The 19,655-nt window shown below is 39.9% G+C and carries 18 protein-coding genes; 3 read left to right on the top strand and 15 right to left on the bottom strand.

Features of this window, described 5'->3' with window-relative positions:
- Positions 1 to 98: 98 nt before the first annotated feature.
- The 7 genes from NWP21_RS01285 to NWP21_RS01255 form a co-directional block, all read right to left on the bottom strand.
- Positions 99 to 845, bottom strand: coding sequence for a hypothetical protein (locus tag NWP21_RS01285; protein ID WP_280791313.1), 747 nt, complete (start codon positions 843 to 845; stop codon positions 99 to 101).
- Positions 838 to 1,140 carry a hypothetical protein gene (locus NWP21_RS01280; RefSeq protein ID WP_280791312.1) on the bottom strand — a complete coding sequence of 101 codons (303 nt, stop codon included), beginning with the start codon at positions 1,138 to 1,140 and terminating at the stop codon, positions 838 to 840. Before NWP21_RS01280 ends, NWP21_RS01285 begins: the two co-directional genes overlap by 8 nt.
- Positions 1,141 to 1,187: 47 nt before the next feature.
- Positions 1,188 to 3,014, bottom strand: a complete 1,827-nt coding sequence (locus NWP21_RS01275; RefSeq protein ID WP_280791311.1) for a hypothetical protein — start codon at positions 3,012 to 3,014, stop codon at positions 1,188 to 1,190.
- 42 nt (positions 3,015 to 3,056) lie between these two features.
- Positions 3,057 to 5,228, bottom strand: coding sequence for a hypothetical protein (locus NWP21_RS01270; RefSeq protein ID WP_280791310.1), 2,172 nt, complete (start codon positions 5,226 to 5,228; stop codon positions 3,057 to 3,059).
- 44 nt (positions 5,229 to 5,272) lie between these two features.
- Positions 5,273 to 6,391 (bottom strand): hypothetical protein, encoded by a 1,119-nt coding sequence (locus tag NWP21_RS01265; RefSeq protein ID WP_280791309.1) that lies wholly within the window; start codon positions 6,389 to 6,391, stop codon positions 5,273 to 5,275.
- 214 nt (positions 6,392 to 6,605) lie between these two features.
- Positions 6,606 to 7,247, bottom strand: coding sequence for a hypothetical protein (locus NWP21_RS01260; RefSeq protein ID WP_280791308.1), 642 nt, complete (start codon positions 7,245 to 7,247; stop codon positions 6,606 to 6,608).
- A gap of 32 nt (positions 7,248 to 7,279) precedes the next feature.
- Positions 7,280 to 8,263 carry a S8 family serine peptidase gene (locus tag NWP21_RS01255; RefSeq protein ID WP_280791307.1) on the bottom strand — a complete coding sequence of 328 codons (984 nt, stop codon included), beginning with the start codon at positions 8,261 to 8,263 and terminating at the stop codon, positions 7,280 to 7,282.
- Positions 8,264 to 8,594: 331 nt separating this feature from the next.
- Here NWP21_RS01255 and NWP21_RS19060 point away from each other — a divergent pair, with 331 nt between their 5' ends.
- Positions 8,595 to 9,131 carry a hypothetical protein gene (locus tag NWP21_RS19060; protein WP_348519743.1) on the top strand — a complete coding sequence of 179 codons (537 nt, stop codon included), beginning with the start codon at positions 8,595 to 8,597 and terminating at the stop codon, positions 9,129 to 9,131.
- A 90-nt stretch (positions 9,132 to 9,221) separates the two neighbouring features.
- The gene (gene grxC, locus NWP21_RS01245; RefSeq protein WP_280791306.1) at positions 9,222 to 9,488 is read left to right on the top strand and encodes a glutaredoxin 3; all 267 of its coding nucleotides are present in this window, start codon (positions 9,222 to 9,224) and stop codon (positions 9,486 to 9,488) included.
- 166 nt (positions 9,489 to 9,654) lie between these two features.
- Here grxC and NWP21_RS01240 read toward each other — a convergent pair whose 3' ends face one another.
- The 8 genes from NWP21_RS01240 to NWP21_RS01205 all read right to left on the bottom strand — a co-directional run bounded on the left by NWP21_RS01240 (position 9,655) and on the right by NWP21_RS01205 (position 17,905).
- A complete protein-coding gene (locus tag NWP21_RS01240) occupies positions 9,655 to 9,780 on the bottom strand; it encodes a hypothetical protein (RefSeq protein ID WP_280791305.1) in 126 nt (41 codons plus the stop codon).
- 35 nt (positions 9,781 to 9,815) lie between these two features.
- Positions 9,816 to 10,619, bottom strand: coding sequence for a phosphate ABC transporter ATP-binding protein PstB (pstB, locus tag NWP21_RS01235; protein WP_280791304.1), 804 nt, complete (start codon positions 10,617 to 10,619; stop codon positions 9,816 to 9,818).
- 53 nt (positions 10,620 to 10,672) lie between these two features.
- Positions 10,673 to 11,485: a phosphate ABC transporter ATP-binding protein PstB gene (gene pstB, locus NWP21_RS01230; protein ID WP_271734124.1), complete on the bottom strand. Its 813-nt coding sequence runs from the start codon at positions 11,483 to 11,485 to the stop codon at positions 10,673 to 10,675.
- Positions 11,486 to 11,553: 68 nt separating this feature from the next.
- The gene (gene pstA, locus NWP21_RS01225; protein ID WP_280791303.1) at positions 11,554 to 12,483 is read right to left on the bottom strand and encodes a phosphate ABC transporter permease PstA; all 930 of its coding nucleotides are present in this window, start codon (positions 12,481 to 12,483) and stop codon (positions 11,554 to 11,556) included.
- Between the two features lie 72 nt (positions 12,484 to 12,555).
- Entirely contained in the window at positions 12,556 to 13,521 is a 966-nt protein-coding gene (pstC, locus tag NWP21_RS01220; RefSeq protein WP_271734126.1) for a phosphate ABC transporter permease subunit PstC, read from the bottom strand.
- A 115-nt stretch (positions 13,522 to 13,636) separates the two neighbouring features.
- Positions 13,637 to 14,707: a phosphate ABC transporter substrate-binding protein PstS gene (pstS, locus tag NWP21_RS01215; RefSeq protein WP_271734127.1), complete on the bottom strand. Its 1,071-nt coding sequence runs from the start codon at positions 14,705 to 14,707 to the stop codon at positions 13,637 to 13,639.
- A gap of 646 nt (positions 14,708 to 15,353) precedes the next feature.
- Entirely contained in the window at positions 15,354 to 16,187 is an 834-nt protein-coding gene (locus tag NWP21_RS01210) for a DNA-binding response regulator (RefSeq protein ID WP_280791302.1), read from the bottom strand.
- Between the two features lie 209 nt (positions 16,188 to 16,396).
- Positions 16,397 to 17,905, bottom strand: a complete 1,509-nt coding sequence (locus NWP21_RS01205; RefSeq protein WP_280791301.1) for a PAS domain-containing sensor histidine kinase — start codon at positions 17,903 to 17,905, stop codon at positions 16,397 to 16,399.
- 1,083 nt (positions 17,906 to 18,988) lie between these two features.
- Here NWP21_RS01205 and NWP21_RS01200 point away from each other — a divergent pair.
- Positions 18,989 to 19,591 carry a biotin transporter BioY gene (locus tag NWP21_RS01200; protein WP_280791300.1) on the top strand — a complete coding sequence of 201 codons (603 nt, stop codon included), beginning with the start codon at positions 18,989 to 18,991 and terminating at the stop codon, positions 19,589 to 19,591.
- The last annotated feature ends 64 nt before the right edge of the window (positions 19,592 to 19,655 follow it).

The following is a 19,655-nucleotide window of genomic DNA, read 5'->3' as shown; positions in this document are numbered from 1 at the left end:
GAGGGTTAGGGTGGGGTAAAACAATAGTTGATACACTAATCATAACTTTTCAGACATCCTCCAATAGCTTTAAGTTTAAGTGAGTTTAAACAAATCCTTTAAGATTGCAAATTCATGGTAACAACGGCGTAAGGGTCAAGGGCAATTTTGAGTTGATTTCCTTCCCTTTGCAGTTGGTTTTTATCAAGTTCGATTTTGACTTCTTTCTCATTGGCTGCAATAATTTTCACAGGTTGGTTGTTAATAACAGCCACGGGAAAGTTATCAAGAGACTGAGCAACAGCCAGGTTATCCCCTTGAAGAGTGAGAATAGTTTGTCCTTGAGCTTGGGAAACTTGGGCTTTATTAACAGTGGGGGGAATTTGTTGGCGTTTGGCTTTGTTGATCAGACTAGCTAAGTCTTGGTAATTAACCTTGTTATCCGTGGCTTTGGTAATATCAACTTTCTTTTCTTCTACAGTTCGTTTTAAGTCCTCCGTGGATTGAATACCCAGTTTTCTCAGTTCCTTCCGTTCCGTTTCGGGGATATCTATATCATCAATGGTGATTTCCCCTTGTTTTGGGGGTTTACGGGTGACTTCTTGAATTTGGTGATCTCGAATCGAACCTAGTTGAAAGGTAAGTTTAGATGAACCCGTTTCCCCTGGTTTGGCGGTGACGAAGCGCACTGTATCCCCATCAAATTCGGGGAAGATTTGCAAGTCTAGGGTGACATCTTTAACTGTATAGGTAAGTTTTCGGTTTAATCCCTTGACAGATAAGGTATCTTGTGCTTTATCCAGTTCGTAGATCAGGGAGTCGAGGAAGCTTTCTAAGTTCCAGGAACTGTTAGCGGGGTTAGCCATCCTTTGTTACCACCCTTAGCTGTAGTTGATGGAATACTGGCATGATGGTTGTTTCAATGTTTTGGGTAGGGGCGGAAGTTTTGACGGTGACTTTGCCGTTTTCTGGGGTCTCTATCCGCATTTCGATGGGCATTTGGATGGTGATTTGTTCAAGAGTCATGGTGAGTCCGGTTGCGCGATCGTGGGTTTGGGGTTCGTAGTCCGTGAGTTGTTGGATGAGTTCAGCGAAGGGGTTAAGGGGGGTGTCATCATCGGGTTCAGGGGGGTTGGGGAAGAGGTCAAGGTTGGGAGTCATGAGGTTTGTTTAGTTAGAGGGTAAACTAAAAAAATGTGAGGGTATTCTCATCGTTTTTTACGACTGTTACGACTTTTTTTTGTCACACCTTTTTCCTTTAAAGATTGATTATATTCTATATTTATTCTGAAGTTATCTATTAAATTTCGTCCTATCCCGTATGCACCTATTTCATTATTCTTGACAATAACTTGGTCAGGATGCATTGCCTCTCCTTCAAAGTTAGGATCTTCAGAAGATATAAACCTTGCTGGTATGTCATCTACTTTAAACTCAATCGTAAAAATGCATGGTCTGTCTTTTGCAAAATCTGGCTCGTATTTTTCTGTGGGATCAAAAAACCATACAGCACTTCTAGCATGACCATGATGAGATACTTCTTTGTATTCCCCATTAGAACGATCTAGTTGTTCTTTCTCCTCTGCTGTAGCATATCGTATTAATTGACAATTAATCTTTGGTTGCCATCCCATCTCTTGATCACCAATTTTGAATTTTTTTTTCCACCCTTGCCCGTAACTGAAATAAAAATTTCCCAATTGAGTAGATGTAATCTTAGATTGAAGACTAACTGGATAAACCGAAACTGATCTATCAAAAATTACCTTCATGCGATTAATTAGAATTGGTTCATTAGACAAGGCAGTAGTTAGATGTGAAGGAGAATAAGAAAATAAACTTAATGATGCACCCTTTGCTTCAGAATATTTTTGAGGAAGTTCTTGTCGAGGATAAATATGTAATTCTCCTGCACCGCGTGCGTATATTTCTTCTATTATTCCTTTAAATTTTCCTTCAAATTGCAATTCTTCTTTTTGTAAGGCATTAATTGATGAATAAGGTTTTCCATTTGAATCACACTTTTTAAACAAAGTGCTGTGAAAATTAATTTTATTATCACCAAGTCCATCACAATTAAAAATATAACCACCATTACGAACAACAATGGCATCTTGCATTATCGTCATGCCACAGGATGGTATTAACTGAATATCTACTATTCCACTTTGATTGTCAATTGCCTCTCTTGAGTTTGCTAAACGTTTTTGGCTGTGATCAAGGCAAACTTCCAAACCAAACTTAATTCCATCTATGGTAAAAATTGATGAACCATCATATGATATTGCTTGTTTTTCAGTGGTTGGCCTTAATAGATTTGTTCTATCCATATGAATAACTCGATCCAATGAAAGATTATCATTAGATATATTTGCTTTTTCAATAAAATCGATACCAGACATGAATTCTTTTATGACTACATGAGCTTTCTCTGAAGCTGTTATTTTTTGTGGATCTTTTTCGTCTCCTTTTATTTTTTGTGGATCTTTTTCGTCTCCTAAAATAAAATATCCTTTTTGAACTAAGGTGAAGTTGTAAACTTCTAAATTTGCTTCTGGAACGATTTCAACTTTATCTTTCGTATACTCAGTTTTATAAGATTTTCCCACAATAGTTCCGAACACAAAGAGCCAATCTTTCCATTTTTCTTCGTGAACTAATTTGTGTAATTCTGAAATAATATATTGAACATCATTCATCTCATAAGCACCTGTACTGCCACGAAAAAAGAATTCAGGCATCATAAAAATATTAAGAGTTTTTTCTTCTGCCCCAAGAGTTTTTTCTGCCTTCTCAATTGCTTTTCCCACTAAATTGATCCTCGCATCTATATCCTCTTTTTCATTGATCCTCGCATCTATATCCTCTTTTTTTCTGTGTTTTTGTGGTGGTATGCCTTTATAAATCTTTTTATTTCCACTTTTATCTGGAGCAGTATATATACAATAGGCAATAAATCGAATATGTGTATATTGAACATGTGTATAAGGCATTATTTTCCCTCCTGTTTGTAATAAAATTAAAGCTGAATCCATGATGAATAATAAATTTATGACTCTGGAACTAAAAATTATTTTCTAATTACCCACCCCAATAAAATGAACGATCGCAAACATTGGAAAGAACACAAAATGCTCCTTCACTTCCTGCACCAAACCATTACCATTCGTCCTAGCAACCTCCTTCAAAACTACCTTTTGTAACTTAATTTCAGGATAAACCCATAACGCCACCTCATCCCCCTTTCTCCCCTCAAACACCACCTCATTTCGTGCCACATTGCTAAACCCCTCCTTAAACTCCGTCGTCATCAACGCCTCCAACTCCGACTGACTCAAAGCAGGATGCGCCGAAACTTGGGGAATCAAAGCATTAAGACTATACAAATCCATAATTAAACCCGACTTTAATCGCCCGGAAATCCTCACCGCCCGCGTCTTATCAAACTGCATCACAGTTTCCATTCTCGCAGGATGAGAGCGCTCCGTTTCCAGAGCGTAATAATACTTACAATCTAAAGTAATCTGCCGGACAACACTCTCAAACTCACCTTCCCAAATCTTGTGCCAAAAATTACGAAACCGCTGCACATCATTTAAGGGAATCGCTTCCCCCGTCGCCTCCAGGCGGTCAAACCAATAACCCCCCATCAGCGTCACCAACTGCATCGCACTCGTCCCCAACCGCTTCTCTTGCTGAGTCTTTGGGTTTCGTCCCTTCCAAACCAAGGTCACACAAATTAAATACTCCTCATTCACCGGGAGAGGTTGTAACTTTTCCCTGGTAATCTTGGGAATTACCGCCAATACTCCAGAATTAACATCCTCAACCCGATAGTTCTCCTCAATCAAAATCTCCAAAGTTTTTGGATGCTTGACTAATAACTGCAATCTGCCCTGAGAAATCGGTTTTGGTGTTTTAATAGTTAAAGGCAAAGCAATCTCCTGATCGCGGTGATAAACTAGCCTTTCCCGTCCATTTATCCGCAGCGGAGTCACACCACTAAACCCCAACTCCACCACATCCAGACGTTCATAAGCTAAATCTGCTGTTGCTGAAGCCGCTAATGCCAAACCTAAGGCCATTATTACCGCCTCATCTTCCCGATTTTGCCCCTCCATCCCCAAAGCCGTACTCATATGTCCCGCCATCAACCTTTGAGGCTGGAAAAGGGTGCGAAACGTCGGCATTAAACCAGTTCCTAACATTTGCAACAAGTCGGGCGTAATTTTGAGCAAAGCAGGTAACACAGCCGCTAAAACCTCACTTGTCGCCATTAAGTTCATCTGATCAGAGGATTGACCATTCACACTAGCTGCTGTATAAGGATTTCTCGCCGCCAAAGAACTACTATTTTGGCGACTCATCAACCCAGGAGCAGCCATAAAACGACTCGCCAAAGGGGTATTTGGGTAGGACAGTTGACGCACCGCAGCAGTTCTTAAGGGTTCATATCCTAAACTTTGACTCATTGGTGGATTTGGCGAACTTTGGGGAGTTGTGCCAATATGCTCTAATAAACTTTTTAACAACCGAGCCACTTCTTCCCGGTTAATTGCCTGTCCTGTTTGCAGATTTTTGAAGTTTTCTTGGCTTAATTTCGGTAAAATAGCCCCAATGATACCCGCCACCTGTGGTAGTAAAACCCCTAAATTTCCACTTAGTTTATTAGTAACCGCCGATGTAACTGAGTCTAGAGCCTTTTTCCCAGCAATATTAACACCTTGTTTGGTAATAGCTTTAACTTTATCCATTACACTCCCTGCTGTCATGGCTGAACTGATAGGAGTCACTTCTCGATAACTAAAAGCTACATTTTCTATAGGGGAAGGTTTCATAGATACCTCCATACTGAGAGAAACAGGGGTAAAATTATCAGCCTTGTCATAATTATTGATGGAATTATATTTGTTAATGTGACTTAAAGCCATACTGGGCAAGGTAACAACATCAGAAATAGCCGGTCCAACACCGTTAGCTTCCCGAAAACTGAAAATTTGAATAGCTCTTTGTTGGAAACTAAATAGATGACTGGGAATTTCTAGCCTAGTTCGCCCTAATGGGTGTTGACTAATCGGACCAATGAGAGGAGAAATATAACTTGGCTGGTCTAGGAGTTTTAGACCATTAATCTGAGAAATTTTGCCTTCTCCAATGCGATACTGATAAAATCTATTTGACCCCAGTTCCACCTGAAATTGAAATTTACTGAGGTCACTATCTAAAAATTGGAGAATTGCTAACGCCATATTAACTCTTCAAATACTGACATTAACCTGTTGATTAAGATTGATTAAGATGCTGGTGTTGGAGCTTGGTTTTGTTGAGGATTTGCTCCTTGAGGAACTTGTCCCCGACCTAAGTCAAAAATCTGGCTAAAGTTATCCAGTTTAAAGTAATCTGACTTAAATTGAATTTCCACTAAGCCCTTGAGTTTTGCACTTACATCAGTGTTAGATGTAGCATTAGAAGTGGCAATACTAACTTGTGAGCTTTTGCGGGAGAGACTAGTGGAACCCTGCGCTCTCCAAAGCCCAAACTGACCCCCTGCTTTGGCAGCAACACTAGCATTTGTCTCAGCGTTTTTGGTATCACTACTAGTGTCATTTGTTGCGGCAGAAGCATTAATTTGAAACTCCACTTCAGCCCGGATTGTTCCTTTTTCCACTACCAGACGAGAAACACCCATCAAAATTGTTTCCCTGAGCATGGTACGTTTTTCCTTGGCTAAAGCCATTTTAGCTTCAATAAGTTTTGATTGAATGGTGTTATTATTCATATCAATAGGTTTATTAGTAGTGCTGTCAATGAGTGTTGGGAGTCCAGCTTCACCCTCACCCATATCTCCAAAAGAACTTGGAGGACCTAAACTATATGAACCAGTGGTTTCAACCATTCTAATCAACGCATCCATATCAGTTACGTCTTTAGCGAACTCGTTTACCCCTTTTGTTGCCTCCTTAAGTAGCTTAGTATAAGCTTCCATTTGTCGTTCGTTGGCATCTAGATTGGCATCGAACACCCCAACTAATAAATCTCGCACAAACCCCGGAAAATCTACCTTATCAACCAAATTTGCAAAATTATTCCCCGCTTGTTGGATGTTATCTGGATTACTATTAGGGTTACGAGATGTTGCCATGGCGGTGACAAATTCAGCTGGCCTAGCCATTTGATTAGAGTTGGTCTGCACAGATGGATTATCAATTGATACACCCATACTCTTTACCGGCTCGTTTTTTGCTGACTGATGCTCATTTTGTTGGAGCAGTTCCTGATAAATTCTATTCACGGCATTTTTATAAAGAGCAAATTGTTGCTCCTTATCCATATTGCGGAAAGATTCATCTTGAGACAGTTCTGAACGAGCTGTTGCTCTGGCTTGGTTTTGGAGTTCTTCAGGAGTAGGCATAAACATCAATTCCTTGGCGATACTTTTAAGCTAACAATTTGATTTATTACCGATAAATTAAAGTCGAAATTTCCCAGGTATTTAGTTGATAAGTAGGTAGACCAAATTATTGATCAGATATATTAGATAAAAGTTTATTACCTTTTGCCTCTTACCTTGTCATAACGACAATTTTCAGCGACTACCTACTTATTGCCCACCTACCTATTGATGATTACCAGTCAGCAAAATCATCTCCCTTCTGCTCAAAATTAGGAAAATTCATATTATTGTTGAATAAATCAGGCATTTTTTGTGGTTGTGCTGAATTTTGAGGTGCTTGGGAACTATTGTTGTTAGACTCTAGGGATGCCTGGGCGATAATCCAAGCTTCAGCAGATTGTAATAATTGTTGAAACTCCTGATCTTGAGTCTTTCCTTCGTCAAAATTAGCTAGCCACTGAAAAATTTTATTTCCTTCAACGGCTAATGTTCTAATATTTGATGTAGAAATAACTGTCCTTAAATCCTCTTTAGCTACTTGTTCAATCACACTCCAGCAACTTTTACGTCGTCCACCAAAGTTATCTATCATTTCCGGGGAATTAAGAAGTTCCAAAGCCGCCTTGAGATGGGCATAGTCTTCTGTCACCTGAATACGGGCCATACCCTTCATGTGTTCAGAAAGATTGAACTGTAAGTTTTTAGTAGCTTGGAAAACAGAAGCACGGGAAATTGAACTACTTGCCTCCGCTTTGCGAATATATTCTGTAATTTCTGTCATTAATTGATGCCAAAGAGCGGGAAAAGCATCATTCACCACCATCATTGAAAGGATCTGTCCGTCGCCTTTATTTAGCACCCGTTTATAGAGCATGGCTCTTTCTTCAGGTGTATTACGCTGATTTCTCAGCTTGTGGAAATTATAAATAGCTGTGTTTGTTTTTCCCTCTGGAATGTCAATTCGCCTGGATAATAAAGCTGTTCTTTACCACTGTTACCTGATGCAGCTACCATTGTCACTCCTTTATGTTTAGCGTAATCGACCATTTCCTTGTGAGGTAATCCTCCACCTTGATGTTGGATTCCTAAGCTCATGTTAATGACATCAGCACCATGATCAATTGCCCACTTAATTCCAGTGTTGATATTATCAATTAAACCAGCCCCTACTCGTTTATTGCCCTGTAACATCGTACCTAATACTCGTACGGGAAGAATTTTGCACTGTGGTACAACACCTTTTGGTAGGTTATAACCCTTAGCACTAATAATACCCGCTACATGGGTTCCATGACCTACGTCATCATCACTATCTTCGTCATAACCAAGATAATCACCAATAAATTTTCTTTCTCCATCAATAATATTAACAAAGTCCATTCCAGGAAGAAGAGAATCTTGATACTCTAAATGGTCTGGAAAAACACCAGTATCCAGGATAGCAACAATAATCCGAGGATCACCCTCAGTCAATTCATGGGCTTCTGGTAGATAAATAGACTTACGAGAACGCAAATCGGTTAAGGGTTTTTGCAGCGATAATTGTATAGATGGTAAGGAAGACTCAACAACTTCTCCCATTCGTACTTCTTCAACCAAGGGAAGATAAGATAGTTTCTCAATTACAATGGGAGGGATTGGACGTTCTTCTTGAAGAATTATTCTATACACGCGATCCAGCCCAGTGGCTAACTCTGAATAACTCCACTCTTCTAAAGCAGGTTTGTACTCGTGCGTTACCCATATAGACAGGTGATAACTGCTCAACAGAGTATCAACTTCAGGATGTAACTCCGTTATTACTTGTTGTTTTTCTAGAATGAATTGCCTCCAATCAGGAATTTGTTTAGAAATTCTTGTTCTCAATTTAATCAAGATATGAGATTTCATTCTTTTGAAAAATTAGAATATCAAATTGCACCATCAAGTTGACCAGACCAACAGCCAATATCTGTATTTTTCTTAGAGGATGTCTGAATGTTTTTTTTGATTTTTCTACCCCCTCTCTACTACATAAATCGAGGAGTCGAGTTCGTTACTTACTTAATAATTTTAAATTACCCTGTACATCAACTGACTAACTCAATTTGATACCTTAAGAAAGATTTAACTTTTGCCGATCGCGAACAATTTTCGGCCAGATGGGTTAGATAAATTGGGTTGGGGATAATCAGGGGCACCTGTCGAGAGGCAAAAGCCCGTTGTAAAATAGACATAAGTAATGATTTGGGGGGCCATTTACTGGTCAGAAACGCCTATAGAAACTATTTTTGGAAATCTTCAAGGTCTAAAATCCAGTCATCTGAAGCAACTACAGCGACTGTACCACCACCGCATCCCTGGCGATCGCATTACCACGCCTGAATTTTCCCAGCGTCTGGCCGCTATCAGCACAGAAATCAATCAGCCTGTATGTGCTCACCTCAACCGTCGGGGACAAGTCATGCGTGTAGGGGTAGGTACGCCCCGTCAAACGCAAATCCCACCCTTAGAATTACCCCGCTACGGTGCAGAGCGTCTGAGCGGTATTCGTTGTATCGCTACCCATCTCAGGGAAATTTTGACACAAATGCCAGTTACTCCGGGTCTAGCACTGGTTGTTTTTAACAAAATTGACCAAGCAGACAGCGCCACCTTGGCTTTAGCTCGAGAGGAGTTTCCCCTGGCTGTGTTTATTTCTGCCAGTCAGCGATTAGGTTTAGAAACCCTGCGTCAACGTCTGACCCAACTGGTTCAATATGTTGTTGACACTCGGTGACTTGAATCGCCGTGATGGCTGCAAGAAACCCCCGGATAGAAGCCGGGGGAGTATTAAAATTAAGAAGTATTAAATTTAATTGAGGATGTTATGGCTGCCAACGTTGAAATTTACACTTGGAGCACCTGCCCATTTTGCATACGTGCTAAGAGTTTGTTGACTAAAAAAGGTGTTGATTTTGCTGAATATTGCATTGATGGAGATGAAGAAGCACGGTCTCAAATGTCAGTAAGAGCTCAGGGGAGACGCTCAGTACCACAAATTTTTATTAATGATTCCCATGTTGGTGGTTGTGATGATATTCACGCTTTAGAACGTCAAGGTAAGCTGGATGAATTATTAGCTTCTGATGTCTAGATTAACCCAATATTGAGATTAAGATTAGACATATCTAACAAATCACCTAGAGACGTGAGACCTCACGTCTCTACAGGTCTGGGAGAAAAAAGTATATTTACCGGCTTAGGTTGCTGAATAATTTAACTCTAAATGCGGACAAAAACTGGAAAAATCCCTTTCATGGTTAACTATCACGGCGAATCAAGCCGTTGGCACTTCCTCCACTGTCTAAAGCCGATTGGCTTCCGTGCCTTTCGGGGATTTTCTTGTGAATCATGTCAGATATTGCACATTTTTTGATATCACCCATGCTATACATGGCCAGTTGTTCCAAATCTGCTATATTTAACCAAACCTGCCACTGACATAATTTCGGGTATCTTCTTGTTGGGGGTCCTTGAAGATGGCTTCTGTAGAACTATATTCTACTAGATAACCACTGCGACCACCTTCCACAACCTGAACGTTGAAAAAAGCTGTCTGATCAGACACCCGTGCTGCCTGTTGCATATTATGGGTGACGATGACAATGGTATATTTTTCTTTGAGTTGGTGAATTAGTTCTTCCACCCGCAATGTAGAAACTGGGTCTAAGGCAGAACAAGGTTCATCCATGAGAATGATTTCCGGTTGCACTGCGATCGCTCTAGCGATACACAAGCGTTGCTGTTGTCCCCCGGATAAAGATGTGCCACTTTGTCGCAGTTTATCTTTGACCTCATCCCACAAAGCAGCTTGTCTGAGACTGCGTTCGACTAATTCATCCATATTCCCTTGATAGCCATTGATTTTGGCTCCAAAAGTAATATTCTCATAAATTGATTTAGGAAAGGGATTTGGTCGTTGAAATACCATCCCAATTCGGCGGCGCACCTGTACAGGGTCGATGTTGGGTGCATACAAATTGTGATCGTAAAAATAAACTTTGCCTTCTGCTCGAAAGGAATCGATGACATCATTGAGACGGTTATAGCATCGCAGCAATGTACTTTTACCGCAACCAGACGGACCAATAAAAGCTGTCACCTGATTTTTCGGGATGTCCAGCCAAATATTTCGCAAAGCCAAAAAATTACCGTAGTACACATTCAGATTCTCTGTGCGTAAAACAGTTTCAGTGTCATTCACTGTAGTAGTGTTAGTAGGCATAATAATAGTGTATTGTGGATTTTTGCCCCAGAGAATCTTTCTCTGGTGGTTCATTAGCCAAAACGACCACTCACATAATCGCGAGTACGCTGATCCTGGGGACTGGAAAAAATTCTCTCCGTGGTATCTACCTCTACCAGATAACCGACGCGATTTCCCCCTTCCAGGGCTTCGGCATTAAAGAAAGCAGTATAATCTGCCACCCTAGAAGCCTGCTGCATATTATGGGTGACAATGACAATAGTGTAATGCTGTTTGAGATCAAGCATTAACTCCTCAATCCGCATCGTCGATATAGGATCAAGAGCCGAGCAAGGTTCATCCATCAAAATCACATCCGGCTGAACCGCAATAGCGCGAGCAATACACAAACGCTGCTGTTGTCCCCCTGAAAGAGAAGTCCCCAACTTGTGGAGATTGTCTTTAACCTCATCCCAGAGGGCTGCACGGCGGAGAGAATTTTCAACAATCTCATCCATATTGCCCTTAATGCCATTCACCCGCAAACCATAGGCTACATTGTCATAAATCGTCTTCGGGAAAGGATTAGGCTGCTGAAATACCATACCCACCCTGCGGCGGACTACCACCGGGTCAACTGTAGCACCGTAGAGATTTTGTCCCCGGTAAGTAAGGTATCCCTTCACCTTAGCACCCGGAATCAAGGCGTTAGTCCGATTGAAACAACGCAGGAGAGTACTTTTACCACAACCCGAAGGACCAATTAAAGCGGTAATTTTGCCCTCCAGAATATCCATTGTCACATACTGAAGGGCGATCGCACCCCCATAGTAAACCGATAAATCCTTGACCTCAAAAATGCGCCTACTATCAACGGGACTGCTATTACTAATTTTCTTTTCCATAGTATTCTCAATGTAAAGTGTATAGAAATTGGCTGAGTTTGCAGCCAAAAGAATTGAATTCCCTGACCTTATAACTTCTTCTGCCGACTCAAGTACCGAGCCAAAATACTAAACAACAGCACAATTGACAATAACATCAAGGCGGCCGCCCAAGCCAAACTCTGGGAAGCCTTATAGGGAATAATCGAGAAAAAGTAAATTAACACTGGTAAAGTTGCCACAGGTTCCCAAACATTAGTGGCCCAGAAATTATTGTTAAAAGAGGTGAACAGCAAGGGAGCCGCTTCTCCGGCAGCCCGGGCAACAGATAAAACTATACCAGTAATAATTGAAGTCAGAGCTGCTGGTAAGACAATCTGGACAATGGTTTCAAATTTTGTCGCCCCAATACCCATTGCAGCCAAACGCAACTCATTAGGCACTAATAACAAAGCCTCTTCTGTAGACCGAATAATAATAGGCAGCATTAACACCGCCAAAGCCACCCCACCGGAAAAAGCCGAAAATGACCCTAATGGCATCACCACAATTGCATAGGCGAATAAGCCACACAAAATAGCGGGGACACCGGTGAGTACATTACAGGAAAACTTCACCAAGTAGGCCAACCGAGTTCCCCGACCAAACTCAGCTAAGTAAATAGCCGCAATCACACCAAAAGGAACTGAAATCAATGTACCAATACCCAGAGTCATTAAAGTTCCAATAATGGCATGACCAAAGCCACCCTCAGATAAACCAGGAGGCGGGGGGAGCTTAGTAAAAATATCTGGAAATATTAGGGAATTAATCCCCTTTTGAAACACACTCACCAGCACCCAAATTAGAGGGATAATTACCGTCGCAGCAAACACCATAGTTAAAATGGTCAACACCCGCCCCATGATCCGGCGATGGGGTGCCATGGTTTTCTCACTGATATCAAAACCACTGTCCGTGGCCGATGCCACGCTATCGCTATCATACCCGAAGGAATACTGATTATCTGGAGTACCCATAATTTAATTGATATTTCGTAAACTTAATCTTGCATACACTCGTACTCAAAACTGGGGAAAAGGCCTGATATTTTACTCAATATTTTGGAATCGACGAATAATCATCTCAGCTAAAATATTCACTACTAAAGATAAAAGCATTAGCACTACGCCAGCGTACATTAAAGCCGCAACTTGAGTGCGTCCCGCTTCTCCAAATTGGGAAGCAATCAAACCTGTGATCGTCGATCCGGGTTGCAGCCATGATATGTTAATGCGGTTGGCGTTACCAACGAGCATAGCCGCCACCATGGTTTCCCCCATGGCTCGACCCATAGCCAACATCACAGAACTGATAATGCCAGATAACCCTGCGGGAATCAGCACTCTGAGAATTGTTTCCCAACGGGTTGCTCCCAAAGCTAAGGAACCATTGCGGAGATTACTGGGTAGGACTTCAAAGGTGCTCCGGGTAATAGAGATGATAATGGGCACAATCATAATTGCCAGTACCAAGCCTACAATCAGCAGACTATTGCCAAAAACAGAATCGCCACCGAAAAAAGGAATCCAGCCGAAGTACGTGTTAAGGAACGTAAAAATAGGTCTGATAGCAGGAATGAGGACAAAAATACCCCAAATTCCCAACACCACGCTGGGAATAGCGACGATCAGTTCAATGGCAAAAGCAATGGGAGTTGTTACCCATTTAGGCGCAAATCCTTCTGTTAAAAAGATGGCTACTCCGATGCCCAAGGGGATAGCAATTGACAGAGCAATCAAGGCAGTGACTAAAGTTCCATATATCTGAGGTAGTACCCCATAAACGTTGGTGACAGGGTTCCAGGTTGTACCGACTAAAAAACCCAGACCAAATTTTTCAATGGCTGGTGTAGCTGCTATAGCGGTCTGTATGATTACCCATAGTAAAACTGCTCCGGCACTGATGGCTAGTATCAGGGTTAGTCCCCAAAATCCCACATCTAGAACCCTAGCGGGACTGATTTGCTTTTCCAGGCTATTCCCGGTTAATTGAGTTGATTTATCTGCCGACATCATGACTTGATTTTTGCTCTATAAGTGGTTATTGTGACATGGTGATGTCCCAACTCAGGTGTCGGGATGAATTTTGGGAGTGTTAGATGTCAAAGACACTCCCAATCATCTCGGATTATTACTTGGCGTTCACCGTGTCAAATACTGCTTTAATTCTCTGCACTAGAGGGTCAGGAATGGGGACATAAAGAAGTTCCTCCGAAAGTGCCTTGCCTTCGGGTCCCAAAGACCATTCCAAGACATTACGCATGGCTTGCCATTTAGCATCGTCCTCATACTGTCGATAGATCATCACCCAAGCTAAACCGACTATAGGGTAGGAATCAACACCCGAAGGGTCTGGAACTAGGAGCGCGAAATCATCGGGTACCGGCTCATCTAGTAGAGCTTTGGCTGCTGCTTCTGGAGATGGGGCTATAAAGTTTCCAGCTTTGTTTTCAATTAAGGCGGAATTGATTTTGTTTAGGGCAGCATAGGCGTAGGATAAGTAACCAATGGCTCCCTCATTCTGCTGAATGGCAGCGGCTACGCCTTCGTTACCTTGTCCGCCAATTCCCACAGGCCAGTCTACTGAAGTTCCTGCCCCAGCTGTCCAGTCTGGGCAGACAGTTTTAATGTGGTTGGTAAATACGAAGGTAGTACCACTCCCATCAGACCGGTGCGCAAAGGTAATGGGTAGGTCGGGAATCTTTAAACCAGGGTTATCTGCGGCGATGGCTGGATCAGTCCATCGAGTAATTTTTCCGGTTACGATATCACAATAACTTTTGCGGGAGAGTCTCAGTTCGAGATCTTTAACTCCTGGTAAGTTATAGGAGAAGGATAAAAAGCCTCCGGTCATGGGAACTTGGATCGGATCGTAATTATGAGCTTCTTTGAAGGACTTGAGCCGACTTGCAGAGTCGGTGATGGGTGCTTCGCTGGCCCCAAAGTCTACGGTTTTATTGATGTACTGCTCCAAACCCGCCCCACTTCCTACGGACTGATAGCTCACCTGGACATTGGGGTTGACTTGGCGATTATAGGCATCAAACCACCTCTGAAAAAGAGGTGCGGGGAATGTTGCCCCGGCTCCGGTAATAGCTATTTTCTGCCCACCACCACCATCCGCTCCTGGGCTACAGGCTGTTGCTACCAACATGATTGGTAGTGAAGCGATGGCTAACACAACTTTGCGATTAAGAACCATGAAAAATACGTCCACTTTGCGAAAGTACTACGGAGTTATATCAAAAAGACCTTGCTTCATTGGTCATGACAACATCACCGGCATCACAGTCTAGGGTTATGGCTGTAGCAATGGCATTATCTGAGTCTTGCCCCGCGCCACAAGCCCCTAAGCTAAATTACATATCTAACAGCGATGTTTTAGCTGCTAGGCGACTCTTGTTGATTACATGTAGACCTGTGAATTTTTAGTTAATTTATCCAGATGAGCGATATTAGAATACCTCTAAAAGATACGTCTGAAGGTAAACAAAAGGTTAACAAAGGCAAAATAATATATTTTTCTGATCTATTTGCTACATTGAAAATAAAAAAAATGCTACGTAATTTATTAAAATTTATGGTATAAATTAGAGATTTTCAGGAAAAACCAAACTATCCAGTATTATTTTCAGGTTCAAACATGATTTTTCCGCATTTTTTTAGCGATCGCCATTTATTCAGAAGCTAATCACCCAAAGCCTCAAACCACAGAATTCCCTTAAGAATGTCCCGCTCACCTAACGGCATAGCGGGTTAATATCAAAAATATTACTTATTAGCAGATGAAATCGCGTATAAATTTTATCCCTAAATAATATTTGGGGATATTTTTCATTGAGAATTTTCTAATTATTAAGTTCGACTTTGAAACACCCAACTTGATGTTCCTTACGCCAAGCATGAGGTGGTAAACCATGATGTTGACGAAACTGGCGGGAGAAATGGGAAACATCTTGATAACCCAATGCTCTGGCAATTTGCTCAACTGTTTGGTAATCATTTTGCAGTAAAAAACGCGCTCCTTGCATCCGGCGTTTAACAATCCAGCTATTGACAGTTTCTCCTGTCTGCTTTCCCACCTGGTTAGTCAAGTAAGCAGGTGAGTAACCAACTGCTTCAGCTACATCACACAGTGTAATTCCTTCGTGATAATGGGCTTCAATAAATTCAAAAACTTTTTTTAATTGGGGAACACAGGGAAATATTGATTGAGGTGAGTTCAAAGCTGTGGTCTTATCTGCGGATCCTGATTTTTGAGCTTCCTGGAATTTAGCAGCACACCAAGTTTTGAGCACAGCTTGTCTTTGCAACTGGGTATTAATTGCTCTGAGTAATTCGTCTAGTGAAAAGGGTTTAGTAACATAGTCATCTGCACCTAACTCCATACCTTTGCGAATAGCCTCTCTAGTACAGCTACCCGTGATAAAAATAAAGGGAATAATTGCTGTAACAGGATCTTGACGTAGCATGGTGAGGACAGTGTAACCATCTATATCCGGCATTGTCAGATCACAAAGTACTAAATCAGGTACATACTCCTGTGCTTGTTGGATACCAGCTAAACCATTTTGAGCGTTTATAATATCAAACCCTTTAGCTTCAAGACCCTGTGCATAAAGATGGCGGGTAACATGATCATCTTCAATTACCAGAATTTTTTTGACCGATTCGTACTTCATTTTATAGCAACCAAAATTATAATATTAAATGGAACATGGGGATTTTTAAATTGACAAATCTTAAATACTTAAATCAATTAACACTTATAGTATAGGACTTACGCAAGATTGGACTAAAAACCTGGTTCTGATGTAGGGGTGATTCATGAATTACCCCTACTTTCGTTCTGTTTTGCGTAAGTCCTGTAGTAATCAAAACATTCTAATTCTCATAGAAAAGAGGCCTCTTTAACTAGTGGTAACATCACAGTAATGGTAGTACCTTTATCTACTTCGCTTTCCAGATTCACTTGACCACCATGTAAATCTACTAGCGTTTTAATAATCGATAATCCTAGTCCATTACCGTGTATATTCCCAATATTACTTCCCCTGTAGAATGCTTCAAATAATCTTTCTTTGTCTCTGGTTGGAATGCCAATTCCTTGGTCTTTTACCTGAAAAAAAATATATTTTTCTTGGTAAGTCATAATCAAATCAATCATGCTATTCTTAGGAGAATACTTAATGGCATTTTCTAGGAGATTCTTCAATATATAATCTAATAATTTTGCATCAAAAAAAGCATTGATCACTTCCAAATTACTCAGAAAATTTATTCTTTTTTCCATGGAAATAATGTGCATTTCCGCCACTAAATTATGACAAAATTTCACTAAATCCAGTGGTTTAGGGTCAAAATTTATTTTGCCTGATTCTGCTTGAGCAAACAACAAAGTATCATCTAACATCTGGCTGATTTGTGCGATGGCTTTTTCTATATTTTCCAGTAATGATTCTATTTTTTGCTTGGTATGCTTGTCTATTTCTTCTGCAACTAAGCTATTACAAAATGAAATAATATTTAGTGGAGTACGAAGTTGATGACAGACCATAGAAAGAAACTGCGCTCTCAGTTCGCTTATTTGTTTAGCTTGTTGTAAAGCGTTATTAAAACTTGACTCTAAATTTTTGTAATCTGTAATATCAATAGCTATGATTAATTCTTCTGGTTTTACAGGTAACTGGAAAATTCCATCAAGCTTAGTTACCCCCCCAATTAGCGAGCGTTCCGTACCATCTGGTGTGAGGATATTTACCACCTGGTATTCAAAGTCAGGTAATTCTTTTTGCAAGCATAAATTTATAGGTTTTTTACTCTTAATTATTCCGTTAAAATCAAAATTATTTAGTAGTTCCTCTTTACTATATCCAGTAAATTTTTGTACGGCAGAATTTACATAAAATATTCTGTTTCCCTGAATCAGAAAAATGTTGGCTTCTATTGTTTCTGGTAAGGTGAATAATATATTGATATTCACCGGTTTTATGCTCAAATCTATGGCTTCATCCCTCTGAGGTCGAACAACAGCACAGGCAAAAGTTTGACCTGTTTTTTTCAGGTATATAATAGAAGTTTCAACTGTAAATATGCGCTGTTGCTTATTACGATAGCGAGATTTAAACGTAAAATAATCTTCTGATTTTATTTTTGATAATCTATGGATATCAAAATCTATATCTAGATGATAAAGCCTCATTGAAAGTAATTCTTCACGGGAATAGCCAGTCATTTTGCAAATTGCATCATTGACAAAAATCAACTGGTAATTTTCTCCTAAGCAGAAAGCTGGTTCTACAGCTTGATCTATCAGGAAATAAGCAAATTTTAAATCTATTTCTGTCTGTATATTTCTGGTAAAATTTGCAAAAAATAACCTATCTTGGCTATAATCCATAAACTTAATATCTCCCTTTCATAAGTCAGAACCATAGGCATTCAAAAATCAAGATAATAGCTCTTAAAAAGACATATATTTATTGGTCATTGGTAATAATTTTAAATTATTTCATAAAATGTGCTATTTATTTGAATTTTACTAATAACATAAAAAATTTATAAAAATAAACTTACAAGTTATCGAATTTATAAAATATGAAATCTTATAACTCCACCTTAATCGATACTTTTAAACTGAATTTAGGATAATTTTTTATTTCCATGACTCAATATCAAATACAAAATTATCTGCACTATAACTTGACAAACCACTGCTTTTATAAAAATATCAATGAGGTTATACGTGACTTTAATGTAAATGTGCTAAATTGACAAGTGACATTGAACTATTCAGCCAATAACTAATATTTAACATCTAATTTTCACAGAATAAGCAATCTAAAAGATAACGTATATATTGATATTATGGTTTGAATGTGTATTTAGAGATATGGGCATAGAGAGTTAAATTAATTCATAAAAACTCTGATATATGATTTACATTATTAAAGATTTAACTATATTTAAGATTATTTATTCATCTACCATGAGGAACATATCTGACGAGCAAACAATAGCCTAATATGAATTGATTTGTGATAGTCGAGACTATTTTTGCTCTAATAGACTGGAAATTTATAGGTTCATCTATCTAAAGAAGTAAGAAATGATAATATATGTTTTAATTAAGCTGATAAGAATTAGTGATATTTTATATTGATATTGTCAACCTAGACTTTAGCCGCTGTTTGCTGTTGTTGTTCACTTTCTCCCGATAATTCAATTCTGGGGCTGAGAATTTTCAGCTAAAACAAAAATAACCTCCTTGCTCACTTCCGGGTCAGTCTGTGGAGTAACTCACAAAAATACACATCTAATACTTTTTTCTGATACCTTGACTAAGGAAATCAGGAGGATAATGTTTGTCATAATAAAACATAACGACTAAGTCAGTATAAATATGTATAATTCAATACTGTTCCTAACAGTTTAATACATAAATAACTGATAAAAACATCGTTTGAGTATTTGTGCAAATAAAATGGCTGGAAGTGTAGAAAATGTGGGAACTATTCAATTACTATGGTCTATGGTTGGTTTGCTCCTCACCATGGGTGGTACTTTCCTAGAAGCCTATAGTATTGCCTTACCTTGGACTGGGAATAATCAAGGAACTGAGATTTTTTCTTTGGGTGTTACCTGTCAAGTTGGTGCGGTACTGTTAGTAGGTTGTTTAGGAGGTAAAAATGCTGGGGCACTATCGCAAATCGCCTATTTAGTCATGGGTTTAACCTTGCTACCTGTATTTGCCGATGGTGGCGGTATTGGATATGTTAAACTATCTCAGTTCGGTTATCTGTTAGGTTTTATCCCTGGAGCGTGGATTTGTGGATCTTTGGCATTTCAAGCTAGACCTAAGTTGGAAACCCTGGCTTTCAGTTGTTTGAGTGGCTTGTTAACTGTCCACCTCTGCGGTATTACTTATTTAATCATCAGTTATATTTTTCAGTGGAAAGGTACGGAAAATTTGCCTCTCATGCAAGCAATCCTTAAATATTCTTGGTTGGCACTGCCGGGTCAACTAGCTGTAGTGTGTGGTGTTACCGTAATAGCATACGTATTACGTCATTTGATGTTTTATTAGTTATGGCGGAGCTAGTACGACAGTCAAGTCAAAATCGAAAAATCCATTTATAGGCTTTTGACCA

The organism is Anabaenopsis sp. FSS-46 (genome assembly GCF_029891665.1).
GTDB classification, from domain to species: Bacteria; Cyanobacteriota; Cyanobacteriia; order Cyanobacteriales; family Nostocaceae; genus Anabaenopsis; species Anabaenopsis arnoldii.
The sequence above is the reverse complement of the archived record's forward strand: the minus strand, read 5'-3'. Positions and strand labels throughout refer to the sequence as shown.

Excerpts from the sequence above, each read along its gene's own strand:
- NWP21_RS01285 (WP_280791313.1), bottom strand. The coding sequence starts at position 845 with ATGGCTAACCCCGCTAACAGTTCCTGGAACTTAGAAAGCTTCCTCGAC.
- NWP21_RS01280 (WP_280791312.1), bottom strand. The coding sequence starts at position 1,140 with ATGACTCCCAACCTTGACCTCTTCCCCAACCCCCCTGAACCCGATGAT.
- NWP21_RS01275 (WP_280791311.1), bottom strand. The coding sequence starts at position 3,014 with ATGGATTCAGCTTTAATTTTATTACAAACAGGAGGGAAAATAATGCCT.
- NWP21_RS01270 (WP_280791310.1), bottom strand. The coding sequence starts at position 5,228 with ATGGCGTTAGCAATTCTCCAATTTTTAGATAGTGACCTCAGTAAATTT.
- NWP21_RS01265 (WP_280791309.1), bottom strand. The coding sequence starts at position 6,391 with ATGCCTACTCCTGAAGAACTCCAAAACCAAGCCAGAGCAACAGCTCGT.
- NWP21_RS01260 (WP_280791308.1), bottom strand. The coding sequence starts at position 7,247 with ATGCTCTATAAACGGGTGCTAAATAAAGGCGACGGACAGATCCTTTCA.
- NWP21_RS01255 (WP_280791307.1), bottom strand. The coding sequence starts at position 8,263 with ATGAAATCTCATATCTTGATTAAATTGAGAACAAGAATTTCTAAACAA.
- NWP21_RS19060 (WP_348519743.1), top strand. The coding sequence starts at position 8,595 with ATGATTTGGGGGGCCATTTACTGGTCAGAAACGCCTATAGAAACTATT.
- grxC (WP_280791306.1), top strand. The coding sequence starts at position 9,222 with ATGGCTGCCAACGTTGAAATTTACACTTGGAGCACCTGCCCATTTTGC.
- NWP21_RS01240 (WP_280791305.1), bottom strand. The coding sequence starts at position 9,780 with ATGGGTGATATCAAAAAATGTGCAATATCTGACATGATTCACAAGAAA.
- pstB (WP_280791304.1), bottom strand. The coding sequence starts at position 10,619 with ATGCCTACTAACACTACTACAGTGAATGACACTGAAACTGTTTTACGC.
- pstB (WP_271734124.1), bottom strand. The coding sequence starts at position 11,485 with ATGGAAAAGAAAATTAGTAATAGCAGTCCCGTTGATAGTAGGCGCATT.
- pstA (WP_280791303.1), bottom strand. The coding sequence starts at position 12,483 with ATGGGTACTCCAGATAATCAGTATTCCTTCGGGTATGATAGCGATAGC.
- pstC (WP_271734126.1), bottom strand. The coding sequence starts at position 13,521 with ATGATGTCGGCAGATAAATCAACTCAATTAACCGGGAATAGCCTGGAA.
- pstS (WP_271734127.1), bottom strand. The coding sequence starts at position 14,707 with ATGGTTCTTAATCGCAAAGTTGTGTTAGCCATCGCTTCACTACCAATC.
- NWP21_RS01210 (WP_280791302.1), bottom strand. The coding sequence starts at position 16,187 with ATGAAGTACGAATCGGTCAAAAAAATTCTGGTAATTGAAGATGATCAT.
- NWP21_RS01205 (WP_280791301.1), bottom strand. The coding sequence starts at position 17,905 with ATGGATTATAGCCAAGATAGGTTATTTTTTGCAAATTTTACCAGAAAT.
- NWP21_RS01200 (WP_280791300.1), top strand. The coding sequence starts at position 18,989 with ATGGCTGGAAGTGTAGAAAATGTGGGAACTATTCAATTACTATGGTCT.